Origin of the sequence: Mycobacterium sp. NBC_00419 (assembly GCF_036023875.1) — a bacterium.
GTDB lineage: Bacteria > Actinomycetota > Actinomycetes > Mycobacteriales > Mycobacteriaceae > Mycobacterium.
Genome location: NZ_CP107931.1, coordinates 629,888 through 643,097, shown reverse-complemented (window position 1 = coordinate 643,097; position 13,210 = coordinate 629,888). Strand labels below are relative to the sequence as shown.

Genomic DNA, 13,210 nt, shown 5'->3' with positions numbered 1-13,210 from the left:
GCAATGGATGTCGACTGGGATTTCATCAGTGCCGAAGAGCATGACCGGATCGCGGCGCTGCACGAGCCGTTGGCCGAGGCGGTGCGCAGGCTCGTCGACGCCAGCCTGCACAGCGGGGCCGACGAGGAGACGATCGTCGCGGCCCGCCAGGCCATCGACGCGGTCAGTGAGGTGCTCGAGCGCACTGCGACCGACCGGCCGCGGATCCTGCGGCATGCCGAGACCGGACTGCCGGTAGTGTGGCGCAATCCGGCTGTGGGACAGCACAATCCGCTGGCGCCGCCGATGACGACACACCATGACGGTGCGGGCCGGTGCTGGAGCGAGTTCACGCTCGGACCTCTCTACGAGGGCCCGCCCGGGCTGGTGCACGGCGGGATCTGCGCGCTGCTGCTCGACCAGCTGCTCGGTGAGGTCGCGACCAACCAGCTCAGCAAGCCCAGGTTCACCGGCACGATCACGCTGAAGTATCTTCGCGGAACACCGCTGGGGCCGCTGCGGGCGCGGGCATGGGTGGAGCGCACCGAGGGACACAAGACCTATGCGCGTGGCACATTGGGCGACGCGCAAGGGACCACTGTTGAAGCAGAAGGGGTTTTCATCATGCCAGCGTGGGCGAGGGTTGCAACCGGATGAAATTCTACGTCAGCTGCGCTTTTCTGAAGACCAGTGAGGTCATCGAGATCGCAAAGGCCGCAGACGATCTCGGCTACGAGGGCTTGGGCATCCCGGACCACGTGGTGAACCTCGAGACGCTTGCCACCCCGTACCCGTACACCCCCGACGGCGAGCGCCGGTGGCAGCCGTTCACCGACTGGCCCGACCCGTGGGTGCTCGTCGGGGCGCTGGCGCAGGCCACGCAGCGGCTGAAGTTCCTCACCACCGTCTACATTCCGGCGATGCGCGACCCCTACTCGGCGGCCAAGGCCATCGGCACCGCTGCCTATCTGGCCGACGGCCGGGTGGAGCTGGGTATCGGGGTCGGCTGGTGCGAAGAAGAGTTCACCTTGATGGGCCAGCAATTCGCCAAGCGGGGCAAGCGAACTGACGAGATGATCCGGCTGATGCGGGAGCTGTGGCAGCCCGGCTGGACGGAGTTCGACGGTGAGTTCTACCAGACTCCACGCTTGGAGATGACCCCGACGCCGCCACCCATCCCCGTCTACAGCGGCGGTTTGTCGGACATCGCACTGCGCCGCGCGGCGGGTCTCGACGGCTGGATCGGCGATCTCATCACGCTGGATCAGGCCATCGAGCGCGTCGAGAAGGTGCGTGCGTTACGGGCCGACAAGGGCCTGACCATGGACGGCTACACGGTGGTGACCCCGTTGTCGGACGCCTTCCTGCCCGAGCACTACGAACGCGCCTCGGCTGCCGGAATCCACGGCATCATCACCATGCCGTGGGTGTTCTACTGCGCGCCCGACGCCTCGGTAGCCGACAAGATCGACGGAATGCGGCGGTTCCGCAAGGATCTGGGGCTGGACGCCTAAGTCGCATCCGCCTCGTGCAGGACCGACAGGATCTCGCCAATGTGGTGGCCGCGTTCGACCGGGTGCCGCAGCGGCCGGTCGGCCTTGACCCGGTAGTAGTTACGCCTGCCCTCACGTAGCCGGTCCAGGTAGCCGGCTTCGACCAGATCGCTGACGATGCGCTGTGCCGCGCGTTCGGTGACGCCGACCCGTTCGGCCACATCGCGCAGCCGGATCCCGGGGTCTCGGGCGATACACAGCAGCGTGTGGGCGTGATTGGTGAGAAACGTCCACTCTGCCATACCGGAATCCTAGGTCCGCAACGCCGTAACAGGAAACAACCATCTCCGGTTTTGTCCGTACACCCGCCGACACAAACAAGATTTCCGTTTCCAGAAGATTGACACCGGAAACTAAACACATGTAATTTGTGTCGCATGTCGAACATGAGCGCACTGCTGGTGGCCAGCCTGCTCGGACCGGTGCTGATCGGGGCGGTCGCCGCGGCCGCAGGCCGGCGCCACGCCCGGCTGGTCGGCCGGCTCGGGGCCGCTGCTGCGGGATTCGGGTTCCTGACGGCGGTCGCCCTGGCGGTCGAGGCGGCACGCGGCGAGACGGTGTCGGTGACAGTGGCCGGCGCCGGCGGAAACGCCATCCTCGCCCTTTCGGCAGACCGGCTGGCGGTGGTGCTCCTGCTGCTGGTCTTCGGCGTCAGCACGATCGTGCAGGCCTTCGCGGTCCGCTACCTCGCCGAGGACCCGCGAGCGGGTTGGTTCACCGCGGGTGCGGGTCTGCTCACCACGGCCTCCGCCATGCTGATGACCGCGCAGACGCTCGTGGTCCTGGGCGTCGGCTGGACGCTGGCCGGGCTGGCCCTGTGCCTGCTTCTGGCGACCTACTGGGATCTGCCCGCCGCCCGAGACGGAGTACGGCGTACCGCCATCGCCTTCCTCCTCGGCGACCTCGCACTGTGGACCGCGGTGGTTCTGGCCGCGACCCGCAGCGGCAGCCTCGAGTTGGCGACGCTGGCCTCGCAGCCGCTCGGCGGGCCGGTCATGGCGATTGCCGCCTGCCTGGTGGTGGTGGCCGCGTTGTCCCGCTCGGCCCAGATGCCCTTCCATCGCTGGCTGCCCGCCACGCTGGCCGCTCCGACCCCGGTCTCGGCGCTGCTGCACGCCGGTGTGGTCAACGCCGGCGGCATCCTGCTCATCAAGCTCAGCGCCCTGACCGCCACGTCGGGCCCAGCCCAGGCACTGACGATCGGCGCGGGCATCGCCACCCTCGGCTACGGCGCGGTCATCATGCTCGTCAAGCCGGATATCAAAGGCGCGCTGGCACATTCGACCATGGCCCAGATGGGCTTCATGATCCTCACCTGCGGGCTGGGGCTGTGGGCCGCAGCGGTCTTCCACCTCGTCGCCCACGGCTTCTACAAGGCCACCCTGTTCCTGTCCTCCGGATCGGCCATCGCCTACCGGCGCCGCAAGGCGATGCTGCCGCCCACCGCACCCACTGATGGCCAGCGGCGCGGGGCACTCATCGCAGCCCTGGGGATGCCGACAGCCGCGCTCGGCCTGGCGGTGACGGTGGTGCCTGCGGGGTCCGGTGATCACACCGCCGAGTGGGCGCTGCTGCTCTTCGCCTGGGTGACAGGTGCCGCGGTGACCTGGGGCTGGCTCAAGCGCCGCCCGGGAACCACCGGAGTGCTGGCGGCCGGCGCCTTCCTGGCGCCGGCGAGCATCGCCTACGTCTGGCTGATCACCACGGTCAGCGGGTTCCTGGCCCCGGCGCTGCCCGCCGCGGTGCTCCCGGCCGGCGCGACGTGGCTCATCACCGGTGCCGCCCTGACGCTGCTCGCCGGCCTGGCAGTCCTGCGCGCGGCCCCGCGGTCCGACCGGCTGCAGCGGATCCTCTACGTCCGCGCCCTGAGCGCCGGCCACATCGCAGCACCCACACCGACTCGTTCCATCCGACTGACAGGAGCCCGTTCATGACGACCGCCCACCTGGAAGCCAGCCTCGCCGAGCGCAGGTCCCAGCTGCGCAGCGACATCACCCTCGCCGCCCGGGTGCTGCCCACCCACTACCCGCTGGAGACCTTCATCGCGGTCAACCCGCTGGCCGGTCTGGAGAACCTGCCCTTCGAGCAGGCAGTCCGGCGCGCCGGGGACCTCTACGGGACCCGGGGCACACTGGCCGAGGACGGCTTCCGCGACCTGTATCGGGCGGGACGCATCACCGACGCCGACCTCGACCGGGCGCTGCAACGGCGCTATCCGAGCCTGCTGGCCCAACCGGTACTGCGCCTGGGCGCTCGCGACGTCACGCCCGCCGACCTGCTGCGCGGCGACCTGCTGCACGGCACCGGAACGCCGCAACCGGCCCGCCGCTTCCGCACCACCGCCGAACAGTGCGCTCCCGAGATGGCCCGGATCGTCGACGCGCAGGCCGCCAAGTGGTGCTCAGCATTCTTCGGCGAGGCCGGCTGGCCGATGCCGGGACGCGAGGCCGGCTTCTACACGGCATGGCGGGGACTGGCGACGGCCGACCCGACACTGTCCCGCAAGGCCAGGGCCGCACTGCGCGCGGCAGCCGAACGCCCTGATGACGCGGTCCTACAGGCACTTTCGGCGCTCGACGTGGACGACGCCGACCGTGCCGCATACCTGCAGGCACACCTCACCCGGCTGCCCGGCTGGGCGGCACACATCCAGTGGTGCGCCGGCCGCGACAAGGGCATCGACCTGCTGGCCTACCTGGCCATGCGGTTGAGCTATGAGGCGGCACTGCTGGCCGGGCGCCGCAGTGAGCGTGCAGCCGAACAGCCCGCCGAGCGCATCCCATCGGCACGGCAGCGTGCGGTGCACCTCGCCCAGGTGTGGGGTGTCGGCGAGGCGGCCGAAGCGGAGCTGACCGCCGCCGCCCGGGTGCTCGCCGCACTGCCCGTCACTGCGCGGGAAATGTTGTGGCAGAACGCCTTCGAGGGTCATTACCGCGATGAGCTGCTGGACGCCCTGAGCGCCGCGGGCGAGGCGCCCGAGCCGTCCACCCCACACACCCAGGTGGTCACCTGCATCGACACCCGCTCCGAAGGGCTGCGCAGGCACCTGGAGTCGACCGAGGGATACCAGACCTTCGGCTTCGCCGGCTTCTTCGCGGTCGCCATCCGGTTCACCGACCTACTCGGTGGCGCCTCCTGCGATCTGTGCCCGGTACTGATCGAGCCCAGCCACGAGATCCACGAGACACCGGCGCCCGGGGCGGCTGCCACGGCCGCGCGCCGGGCGGCGGGGTTCCGCGGACTGGCCGCGGCCGAATCGGCCTTCCATGCCGCCAAAGATGCACTGGCAGCGCCGTTCACTCTCGCCGAGGCGGCCGGTTGGGCGGCGGCACCCTTGTCGGCGGCAAAGACGCTGACCCCCGCCACCAGCGGACGGTTGCGCCGGCGGCTGCGTGACCTGGTGGCTCCGCAGGCCCCGGCCGAGCTGAACGTCACCGACCTGTCCCTGGACCAGCGGGCCCTGTTCGCCCAGGTGGCGCTCACCACGATGGGCCTGACGGGGCAGTTCGGCCGGCTGGTCGTGCTCTGCGGACACGCCAGCACGACCGAGAACAACCCGTACCAGGCGGCACTGGACTGCGGTGCCTGCGGAGGCCAGGCCGGTGGCCCCAACGCCCGCACCGCCGCGGCGATCCTCAACCAGGCCGACGTGCGCGAGGAGTTGCGGCCGCTGGGTATCGACATCCCGGATCACACCTGGTTTCTCGCCGCCCAGCACGACACCGCCACCGACCGGGTGACGGTGCTCGACGACCATCTGATCCCCGCCTCACATCGCGATCAGGTGGTTCGGCTGCAGGGTGCACTGGCCACCGCCGGTGCGGCACTGGCCGCCGAACGCGGCGCGCTGCTGCCCGGTGCTCCGCAGGACATGTCGCCGACGCGGGCCGCCCGCCACGTCGTGGGCCGCTCGCTGGACTGGGCGCAGGTGTACCCGGAGTGGGCGCTGGCGGGCAACGCCGCCTTCCTGGTGGGCCCGCGCGAGATGTCCCGCGGAATCGACCTGCGGCGCAGGACATTTCTGCACTCCTACTCCGCCGAGGTCGACCGGGACGGCAGCGCACTGGAGACGATCCTGACCGCACCTCTGGTGGTCGCTCAGTGGATCAACTGCCAGTACTACTTCTCCACGGTCGCACCCGAGGTCTTCGGCGCCGGCACCAAGACCATCCACAACGTGGTCGGCACCGCCGGTGTCATCGCCGGCCACGAAGGGGACCTGCGGCTGGGGCTGCCCTGGCAGTCGGTGGCCACCAGCCGGGGCCTGGCACACGAGCCCATGCGGCTGCTCGCGGTCATCCAGGCCCCGCTGGAGCGGATCGACATGGTGGTACAGCGCAACCCGATCCTGCAGCGGCTCTTCGGCAACGGCTGGGTCAGCATGGCAGCCCGCGAGACGCCGGGGCAGGAATGGCAACGATGGACGATCGCGGGATGGCGATCCTGGACCGAAAACAACAGCACCCCAGAAGTTCTCGACGAAGAGGAGATGGTTCCATGACCGCACCGCCACTGACCAAGATGATCAAGATCGAGGTCGTCGTCGCCGGAAGTGACGCGCCTGCGGTGCGCGAGCTCATCCAGAGCGTCGGCGCCACCGGCTTCACCAGCCTGTCCGGGGTCTCCGGGCTCGGGCACAGCGGATACCACCAGGGCCGGCTGCTGTTCAACCAGCAGGCCGCGCTGGAACTGCTCATCACGGTGGTGCCGGAAGACAAGGTCGATGCACTGCTGGCCGGACTGCGGCCCCTGCTCGACGCCTCGTCCGGCGTGATGTTCGTGACCGAGACCTACGTCAGCCGGCCCGACTACTTCTCCTGATTTCGCCCACTGAAAAGAAAGGTTCACCACCATGTCTGATCCGATGAGCGCCTGGCAGCGACTGCGTGCGGGCAACGAGCTGTTCTTCCGGCCGCTGCGCCCACAGCGGCAGAACTTCCACGACGGCCCGCCCGTCGCCGCGGTATTCCGGTGCTCGGACGCCGATGTCGCCAACGAGGTGGTGTTCGGCCAGAGCTGGGGTTCGCTGCTGGACCTGAGCACCTGGGGCCACGTCGTCGACACCGGCGTCCTCGGGAGCCTCGAGCACGCGGTCGAGACGTTCGAGGTGCCGCTGATCGTGGTGCTCGGCCACCACAACTGCAGCGCGATGCGCGCGGCATTGCGGGCCTGGGACACCGCCGAGGTGCCGGACGGCGCCAGCCGGCTGGCCATCGAACAGGCACTCACCTCGATCGTGCGGCGAGGATCGGCGGCGGACAGCGTCGACGCCGTCGCTGCCGCCCACATCGTCTCGGTCGGGATGTCGCTGCTGGAGAAGTCACCGGTGATCGCCCGGCGGGTCGACGCCGGACTGTGCGGGATCGTCTGCGCGACAACCGATCACAGCGGACGAATCCAGGCCTACGCCACCGTCGGTGCGCTCGGTGAGGCGGGTGACTCGCTACTGGAGTGCGTCTGAGCTGCTAGAGCGACCGGCTGATGATCTGCTTCATCACCTCGTTGGCGCCGGCGTAGATGCGCTGCACCCGGGCGTCCTCGTACATCCGGGCGATCAGGTACTCGCGCATGTAGCCGTACCCACCGTGCAGTTGGACGCACCGGTCGATGACGGCACACTGCTGGTCGGTGATCCAGTACTTGGCCATCGCCGCGTCGCTGCCGTCGAGCTCACCGCGCAGGTGTGATTCGACGCAGTGGTCGAAGAAGGTGCGGCAGGTACGCGCGATCGTGGCGCACTCAGCGAGTTCGAACGCGGTGTTCTGGAAGTCGAACAGGCTGTGCCCGAAGGCTTCCCGGGACTTGGTGTAGGACACGGTCTCGTCGACCGCGCGTTCCAGGCCGCCGATCGCCTGGGCGGCGACCACCAGCCGTTCCTGGCCGAGCTGGTCGATCATCTGGCCGAAACCCAGGCCCTCGTCGGGTCCGAGCAGGTTGGCCACCGGCACCCGGACGTCGGTGAAGGACATCTCGGCGGTGTCCGCGCCGTGCTGGCCCACCTTGTCGAGCACCCTGGTGACCTGGAATCCAGGAGCGTCGTGCAGGTCGATGAGCAGCAGCGAGATTCCGCGCGCGCCCGCCTTGGGGTCCGTCTTGACGGCGAGCAGGATCATGTCTGCCGAGCCGCCATTGGTGATGAACGTCTTGGAGCCGTTGACGATGTACTCGTCGCCCTTGCGCACCGCGCTGGTGCGGATGGCTTTCAGGTCCGAGCCCGCGCCCGGCTCGGTCATACCGATGGCACAGAGCATCTCGCCGGTGGCCATCGGCGGCAGCCAGGTGCGCTTCTGTTCCTCCGAACCGTATTTGACGATGTAGTGCGGAACGATGCCGCTGTGCACGCCGATACCCAGCGACAGGTCACCTGCGTACCCCTGGGCGTCGAGTACGGCGAGGTCGTGTGCGAAGGTGCCGCCGCCCCCGCCGTACTCCTCGGGAACCGAACACAGCAGCAGGCCCAGCTTGCCGGCCTCCAGCCAGACGCTGCGGTCGATGTGGCGCTGGGCGTCCCACGTGTCGACGTGTGCCACCACTTCTCGCTCGAAGAAGCCCAGCGCCAGTTCGTGGAGCGCACCGACTTCGTCGTCGTGCCAGGACGGCGTGTGCTTACGGCCCATGGCTAGCTCTTGCGCACGGCAAACGCGCCCACGCCGGCGAACGCGATCAGCAGGAACGAGAAGCAGTACAGGATCGCCAGTTCGCCACCATTATCGATGGGCCACAGGGCGTTCGGCTGGTGCTGGGTGAAGTAGGCGAAGGCCATCTGGCCGGAGCCGATGATCGCGGCGATCCGGGTGATCACGCCCAGTCCCAGGATGACCAGAACGCCGACGACGAGTTCGATCACGCCGGCGTACCAGTACGGCCAGGTGCCCACCGGCACGGCGCCGCCGCCCTGGTCGATCGGCCAGGCGAACAATTTCACCGTGCCGTGGATGGCGAACAGGAAGCCGACGACGATGCGGAACACGCCGAGCACGGGGGAGTGGTAGGTGGTCAGGCGAGCATCCAGTTTCTGTGTCATAGCTGAAAGCGTACTATTCGGACCGCAGTCCGGATAGTCCGCCCTTCCGCTGCGTGGACACAGTGCTCCCACATGCCGAAGCGCCCACCCGCTGCACGATTTCGGAGGAGATCGTGCAGTGGATGGGCGCCAACGGCCTACTGCGACAAGCGGTTACACGTCGTAGTAGAGCGCGAACTCGTACGGATGCGGCCGGATCTGGATCGGCAGGATCTCGTTCTCCCGCTTGTATGCGATGTACGTCTCGATCAGGTCGGGAGTGAACACGCCACCCTCGGTGAGGTACTCGTGGTCCTCTTCGAGACGGTCGATCACCGCCGCCAGCGAGGTCGGGGCCTGCGGGATGTTGGCGGCCTCGTCCGGCGGCAACTCGTAGAGGTCCTTGTCCACGGGCGCCAGCGGCTCGATCTTCTTCTTGATGCCGTCGATGCCGGCCATCAACATCGCCGCGAACGCCAGGTACGGGTTACCCGAGCTGTCGGGGCAGCGGAACTCGAGGCGCTTGGCCTTCGGGTTGTTGCCGGTGATCGGGATGCGCACGCACGCCGACCGGTTGCGCTGGCTGTACACCAGGTTGATCGGGGCCTCGTAACCCGGCACCAAGCGCTTGTAGGAGTTCACCGTCGGGTTGGTGAACGCCAGCAGCGACGGTGCGTGGTGCAGGATGCCGCCGATGTAGTGGCGGGCCAGATCCGACAGGCCGGCGTAACCGGACTCGTCGTGGAACAGCGGCTTGCCGTCCTTCCACAGCGACTGGTGGGCGTGCATGCCCGAGCCGTTGTCACCGAAGAGCGGCTTGGGCATGAAGGTGACGGTCTTGCCGTTCTTCCATGCCGTGTTCTTGATGATGTATTTGAACAGCAGCACATCGTCGGCCGCATGTAGCAGCGTGTTGAACTTGTAGTTGATCTCGGCCTGGCCGGCGGTGCCCACCTCGTGGTGACCGCGCTCGAGGGTGAAGCCGGCGTTCTGCAGGTTGGTCGCCATCTCGTCGCGCAGATCCACGTAGTGGTCGTACGGCGCCACCGGGAAGTAGCCGCCCTTGGGGCGAACCTTGTAGCCCAGGTTGGGGCTTCCGTCGGCCTCGAACGGCTCGCCGGTGTTCCACCAGCCCGACTCGGAGTCGACCTCGTAGAAGGTGCCGTTCATCTTCGAGTCGAAGCTCACCGAGTCGAAGATGTAGAACTCCGCCTCGGCGCCGAAGAAGGCGGTGTCGGCGATGCCGGTGCTGGCCAGGTAGTTCTCCGCCTTGCGGGCCACGTTGCGCGGGTCGCGCGAGTAGGCCTCACGGGTGAACGGGTCGTGGACGAAGAAGTTCAGGTTCAACGTCTTCGCATGGCGGAACGGGTCGATGCGCGCGGTCTCGGGGTCCGGCAGCAGCATCATGTCGGACTCGTGGATTGACTGGAAGCCGCGAACCGACGAACCGTCGAACGCGAGGCCGTCCTCGAACACGCTCTTGTCGAACGCGGAGGCCGGGATCGAGAAGTGCTGGACGACACCAGGCAGGTCGCAGAACCGGATGTCGACGTACTCGACGTCCTCGTCCTTGATCAGCTTAAAGATGTCGTCAGCGTTCTTTTCTGCCACTTAAACACTCCATTCTTTGCTTTGCAGCCGGTCATGCATGTCCAGGCACACATTCTTAACCCGCAGGTGACGCTAAGTAGCTGATGTTGCACGCCAGTCAAGCTCGTGTTGCGCCGACGTTACGCATCGGCGGCCCGCAGGGGAACGTCGGGTCCACCTATCCTGGGGCCATGGCGCGTGAAATCGGCTCATGGCTGTCCGGACCCGAATCTGTCGAGCCCAGCGGACGGACTGGGTACCCGGGCCAGGACCTCGGCCTGCCGGAGACCGGCTCACGGTCGCTGGCACGGATGGGCAGGCGATTCGCCGCACTGCTCATCGACTGGTTCATCAGTTACGGGCTCGCCGGGCTGGCGATCGCGACCGGGATGGTGAGCACCGCCACGCTGTCCACCGCGGTCCTGGTGATCTGGTTCCTGCTCGGGGTGATTTCGGTACGGCTGTTCGGGTTCACCCCCGGCCAGTACGCGCTGGGATTGATGGTGGTTCCGGTCGACAACCGCGTGCACGTGGGAACCGGACGAGCGATCGTGCGGGGATTGCTGATCGCGCTGGTGATCCCGCCGTTGTTCACCGATGCCGATGGCCGCGGCCTGCACGACCGCTTCACCGCGACAGCCGTGGTGCGGCGCTGACGTGAGCTAGCGCCGCCGTACGGTGCGCTGCACGCCCTTCATCTTGGCCTGGCCCGGCAGCGGACCCTTCGGCATTGCGGCCGGGCCGATCCGCGAGCCCAGCGCGACCAGCTTGGACTCCAGGGCGTCCATCTGCTTGACGGTGATATTCGCCGGCAGCTTCGTCAGATGCCGTTCCAGCTTCGACAGCGGCACCTCGCCCTCGCCGTTACCGACGATCACGTCGTAGATCGGCACCTCGCCGACCAGGCGGGCAGTGCGCTTCTTCTCCTGGGCCAGCAGCGGCTTGACCCGTGACGGCGAGCCCTCGGCGACGAAGATCACGCCGGGGCGCCCGATCACCCGGTGCACCGCATCGAAATGCCCGGTGGCGGCGACACCCGGTGTGACCCGCCATTTACCGCGCAGGTTGTCCAGTGCCCACGCCGCGGCACCGGTCTGGCCCTCGGCCTTGCTGTACACCGACTTCTGGGCGCGGCGACCGAAGATGATGAACGCGACCAGTGCGCCCAGCACCACGCCGAGCAGGATCATCAGATACATCGTGAACCCGCCGGTGTAGATGCCGACGGCCACCGACGCGGCCACGATCAGCACAAACGCGCCGATCATGTACGGCAGTAGGCGCTTGTCCTCTTTGCGTTGCATCTGGAATGCCTGCCACAGCTGACTGCGGCGCTGCTTGGACGCGACCTTGCGGGCGGCCTTCGCCTCGGCCTTGGCGGCCTTGGTTGCGGCGGGGGTGCGGGATTTCGCCATAGCTAGCAGGATACGGAAGCCGGATCAGCGCGGAGCCGGGGTCGTCGTGCCGAGCCGGTGCGTGCGGGCGGCCTGCTCATAAAGCCGGCCCGCGCGGTACGACGAACGCACCAGTGGCCCGGCCAGCACGCCGGCGAAACCCAACCCCTCGGCATGGGCGGCGAGTGCGACGAACTCGTCGGGGTGAACCCAGCGCTCGACCGGGTGGTGGCGCAGCGACGGCCGCAGGTACTGGGTGATGGTGACGATGTCGCAGCCGGCGCCGTGCAGGTCGGCCAGCGCGTCGTGCACCTCGTCGATGGTCTCGCCCATCCCGAGGATGAGGTTGCTCTTGGTCACCAGACCGAACTCGCGGGCGGCGGTCAGCACATCGAGGCTGCGCTGGTAACGGAACGCGGGCCGGATCCGCTTGAAGATGCGCGGCACGGTCTCGACGTTGTGCGCGAACACTTCTGGACGCGATTCGAACACCTCGCGCAGCAACGCGGGCTCGCCGTTGAAGTCGGGCGCCAGCAACTCGACACCGGTGGACGGGTTGAGGGCCTTGATGGCGCGCACCGTCTCGGCGTACAGCCACGCCCCGCCGTCGGGCAGGTCGTCACGGGCGACACCGGTAACCGTGGCGTACTTCAGGCCCATCGCGGCAACGCTCTCGGCCACCCGGCGGGGCTCGTCGCGGTCGAGTTCGGCGGGCTTTCCGGTGTCGATCTGGCAGAAGTCACAGCGGCGGGTGCACTGCTCACCGCCGATGAGGAACGTCGCCTCCCGGTCCTCCCAGCATTCGTAGATGTTGGGGCAGCCGGCTTCCTCGCAGACCGTGTGCAGACCTTCGCGGCGGACCAGGCTCTTCAGCTCGGTGTACTCCGGGCCCATCTTGGCCCGCGTCTTGATCCACGGCGGCTTGCGCTCGATGGGGGTCTCGGCGTTGCGGACCTCCAGGCGCAGCAGCTTGCGGGTACCGGGGTCGACGCTCACGATGTCGATGCTACGTGAGTCGACACTGGTAGGCGGCCGTCGAGTGCGTCACACACCGCCTGCGCAACAGGCCCGCGGACGTCGTCGATCTCGACTCGCCTGCCCAGTTCGGCACTCAGCGATGTCACCCCCGCGTCAGCGATCCCGCACGGCACGATCGCGGAGTAGGCCGACAGGTCGCAGTCACAGTTCAGCGCGAAGCCGTGCAAGGTGGTGCCGCGGGCCACCCGGATGCCGATCGCCGCGATCTTGCGCTCGGGGCGGCCGTCGCAGGCGGGCAGCCACACCCCGGAGCGGCCCTCGACGCGGAAGGTCTGCACTCCGAGGCCGGCACACACGGCGATCAGTGATTCTTCAAGTCGCCGAACATAATTCACCACATCCAGCGGCTCGGCCATGCCGATCACGGGATAGCCGACGAGCTGGCCCGGCCCGTGCCAGGTGATCTTGCCGCCGCGGTCGGTGTCGACGACGGGGGTGCCGTCCACGGGACGTTCGTGATCCTCGGTGCGTTTTCCCGCGGTGTAGACCGCCGGGTGCTCCAGGAGCAGCAGGGTGTCAGGACCGCCGGCCACCCGGGCGTCGGCGAGCTCGCGCTGCAGCTGCCAGGCGCTGCGATAGTCCACCGCGCCCAGCTGCCGCACCTCGACTGGTGCGGGGCTGGACCGGATGGACTGGCGCACCTGATCGACGCT

General features: G+C 68.1%; 14 protein-coding genes. 7 read left to right on the top strand and 7 right to left on the bottom strand.

From position 1 onward, the window contains the following. Window positions 1–3: 3 nt before the first annotated feature. Both OG976_RS03085 and OG976_RS03080 read left to right on the top strand, forming a co-directional pair. Window positions 4–636 (top strand): PaaI family thioesterase, encoded by a 633-nt coding sequence (locus tag OG976_RS03085; protein ID WP_328363104.1) that lies wholly within the window; start codon window positions 4–6, stop codon window positions 634–636. After that, window positions 633–1,493, top strand: coding sequence for a TIGR03619 family F420-dependent LLM class oxidoreductase (locus tag OG976_RS03080; RefSeq protein WP_328357736.1), 861 nt, complete (start codon window positions 633–635; stop codon window positions 1,491–1,493). The genes OG976_RS03085 and OG976_RS03080 overlap by 4 nt, the downstream gene beginning before the upstream one ends. On the opposite strand, the gene OG976_RS03075 is transcribed toward OG976_RS03080, so the two are convergent. Beyond that, window positions 1,490–1,774 carry a helix-turn-helix transcriptional regulator gene (locus tag OG976_RS03075; RefSeq protein ID WP_328357733.1) on the bottom strand — a complete coding sequence of 95 codons (285 nt, stop codon included), beginning with the start codon at window positions 1,772–1,774 and terminating at the stop codon, window positions 1,490–1,492. The two genes, OG976_RS03080 and OG976_RS03075, sit on opposite strands and share 4 nt — an antisense overlap. 144 nt (window positions 1,775–1,918) lie before the next feature. Between OG976_RS03075 and OG976_RS03070 the strand changes: the two genes are divergently transcribed. Genes OG976_RS03070 through OG976_RS03055 form a run of 4 tightly spaced genes read left to right on the top strand, consistent with a single transcriptional unit; the run spans window position 1,919 to window position 6,993 of the window. Then, window positions 1,919–3,466, top strand: a complete 1,548-nt coding sequence (locus OG976_RS03070; protein WP_328357730.1) for a proton-conducting transporter transmembrane domain-containing protein — start codon at window positions 1,919–1,921, stop codon at window positions 3,464–3,466. After that, window positions 3,463–6,033: a DUF2309 domain-containing protein gene (locus tag OG976_RS03065; RefSeq protein ID WP_328357725.1), complete on the top strand. Its 2,571-nt coding sequence runs from the start codon at window positions 3,463–3,465 to the stop codon at window positions 6,031–6,033. The genes OG976_RS03070 and OG976_RS03065 overlap by 4 nt, the downstream gene beginning before the upstream one ends. Further along, the gene (locus OG976_RS03060) at window positions 6,030–6,353 is read left to right on the top strand and encodes a P-II family nitrogen regulator (protein WP_328357723.1); all 324 of its coding nucleotides are present in this window, start codon (window positions 6,030–6,032) and stop codon (window positions 6,351–6,353) included. Before OG976_RS03065 ends, OG976_RS03060 begins: the two co-directional genes overlap by 4 nt. Before the next feature lie 31 nt (window positions 6,354–6,384). After that, window positions 6,385–6,993, top strand: coding sequence for a carbonic anhydrase (locus OG976_RS03055; RefSeq protein WP_328357720.1), 609 nt, complete (start codon window positions 6,385–6,387; stop codon window positions 6,991–6,993). Between the two features lie 4 nt (window positions 6,994–6,997). On the opposite strand, the gene OG976_RS03050 is transcribed toward OG976_RS03055, so the two are convergent. From OG976_RS03050 to glnA, 3 genes are all read right to left on the bottom strand, one after another. Then, complete coding sequence (locus OG976_RS03050; RefSeq protein WP_328357717.1) at window positions 6,998–8,149, bottom strand: acyl-CoA dehydrogenase family protein; 1,152 nt, start codon at window positions 8,147–8,149, stop codon at window positions 6,998–7,000. A 2-nt stretch (window positions 8,150–8,151) separates the two neighbouring features. After that, window positions 8,152–8,556 carry a DoxX family protein gene (locus tag OG976_RS03045; RefSeq protein WP_328357714.1) on the bottom strand — a complete coding sequence of 135 codons (405 nt, stop codon included), beginning with the start codon at window positions 8,554–8,556 and terminating at the stop codon, window positions 8,152–8,154. A 153-nt stretch (window positions 8,557–8,709) separates the two neighbouring features. Further along, window positions 8,710–10,146, bottom strand: coding sequence for a type I glutamate--ammonia ligase (gene glnA / locus OG976_RS03040; protein WP_328357711.1), 1,437 nt, complete (start codon window positions 10,144–10,146; stop codon window positions 8,710–8,712). A 170-nt stretch (window positions 10,147–10,316) separates the two neighbouring features. Between glnA and OG976_RS03035 the strand changes: the two genes are divergently transcribed. After that, the gene (locus OG976_RS03035; protein WP_328357708.1) at window positions 10,317–10,781 is read left to right on the top strand and encodes an RDD family protein; all 465 of its coding nucleotides are present in this window, start codon (window positions 10,317–10,319) and stop codon (window positions 10,779–10,781) included. 6 nt (window positions 10,782–10,787) lie between these two features. Here OG976_RS03035 and OG976_RS03030 read toward each other — a convergent pair whose 3' ends face one another. Genes OG976_RS03030 through lipB form a run of 3 tightly spaced genes read right to left on the bottom strand, consistent with a single transcriptional unit; the run spans window position 10,788 to window position 13,198 of the window. Beyond that, entirely contained in the window at window positions 10,788–11,540 is a 753-nt protein-coding gene (locus OG976_RS03030; protein WP_328357705.1) for a DUF4191 domain-containing protein, read from the bottom strand. Window positions 11,541–11,564: 24 nt separating this feature from the next. Then, the gene (gene lipA / locus OG976_RS03025) at window positions 11,565–12,515 is read right to left on the bottom strand and encodes a lipoyl synthase (protein WP_328357702.1); all 951 of its coding nucleotides are present in this window, start codon (window positions 12,513–12,515) and stop codon (window positions 11,565–11,567) included. Next, window positions 12,512–13,198, bottom strand: coding sequence for a lipoyl(octanoyl) transferase LipB (lipB, locus tag OG976_RS03020; RefSeq protein WP_328357699.1), 687 nt, complete (start codon window positions 13,196–13,198; stop codon window positions 12,512–12,514). Before lipB ends, lipA begins: the two co-directional genes overlap by 4 nt. Window positions 13,199–13,210 lie beyond the last annotated feature (12 nt).

Excerpts from the sequence above, each read along its gene's own strand:
- OG976_RS03065 (WP_328357725.1), top strand. The coding sequence starts at position 3,463 with ATGACGACCGCCCACCTGGAAGCCAGCCTCGCCGAGCGCAGGTCCCAG.
- OG976_RS03075 (WP_328357733.1), bottom strand. The coding sequence starts at position 1,774 with ATGGCAGAGTGGACGTTTCTCACCAATCACGCCCACACGCTGCTGTGT.
- OG976_RS03035 (WP_328357708.1), top strand. The coding sequence starts at position 10,317 with ATGGCGCGTGAAATCGGCTCATGGCTGTCCGGACCCGAATCTGTCGAG.
- OG976_RS03080 (WP_328357736.1), top strand. The coding sequence starts at position 633 with ATGAAATTCTACGTCAGCTGCGCTTTTCTGAAGACCAGTGAGGTCATC.
- OG976_RS03070 (WP_328357730.1), top strand. The coding sequence starts at position 1,919 with ATGAGCGCACTGCTGGTGGCCAGCCTGCTCGGACCGGTGCTGATCGGG.
- OG976_RS03085 (WP_328363104.1), top strand. The coding sequence starts at position 4 with ATGGATGTCGACTGGGATTTCATCAGTGCCGAAGAGCATGACCGGATC.
- OG976_RS03045 (WP_328357714.1), bottom strand. The coding sequence starts at position 8,556 with ATGACACAGAAACTGGATGCTCGCCTGACCACCTACCACTCCCCCGTG.
- OG976_RS03055 (WP_328357720.1), top strand. The coding sequence starts at position 6,385 with ATGTCTGATCCGATGAGCGCCTGGCAGCGACTGCGTGCGGGCAACGAG.
- OG976_RS03060 (WP_328357723.1), top strand. The coding sequence starts at position 6,030 with ATGACCGCACCGCCACTGACCAAGATGATCAAGATCGAGGTCGTCGTC.
- OG976_RS03050 (WP_328357717.1), bottom strand. The coding sequence starts at position 8,149 with ATGGGCCGTAAGCACACGCCGTCCTGGCACGACGACGAAGTCGGTGCG.
- OG976_RS03030 (WP_328357705.1), bottom strand. The coding sequence starts at position 11,540 with ATGGCGAAATCCCGCACCCCCGCCGCAACCAAGGCCGCCAAGGCCGAG.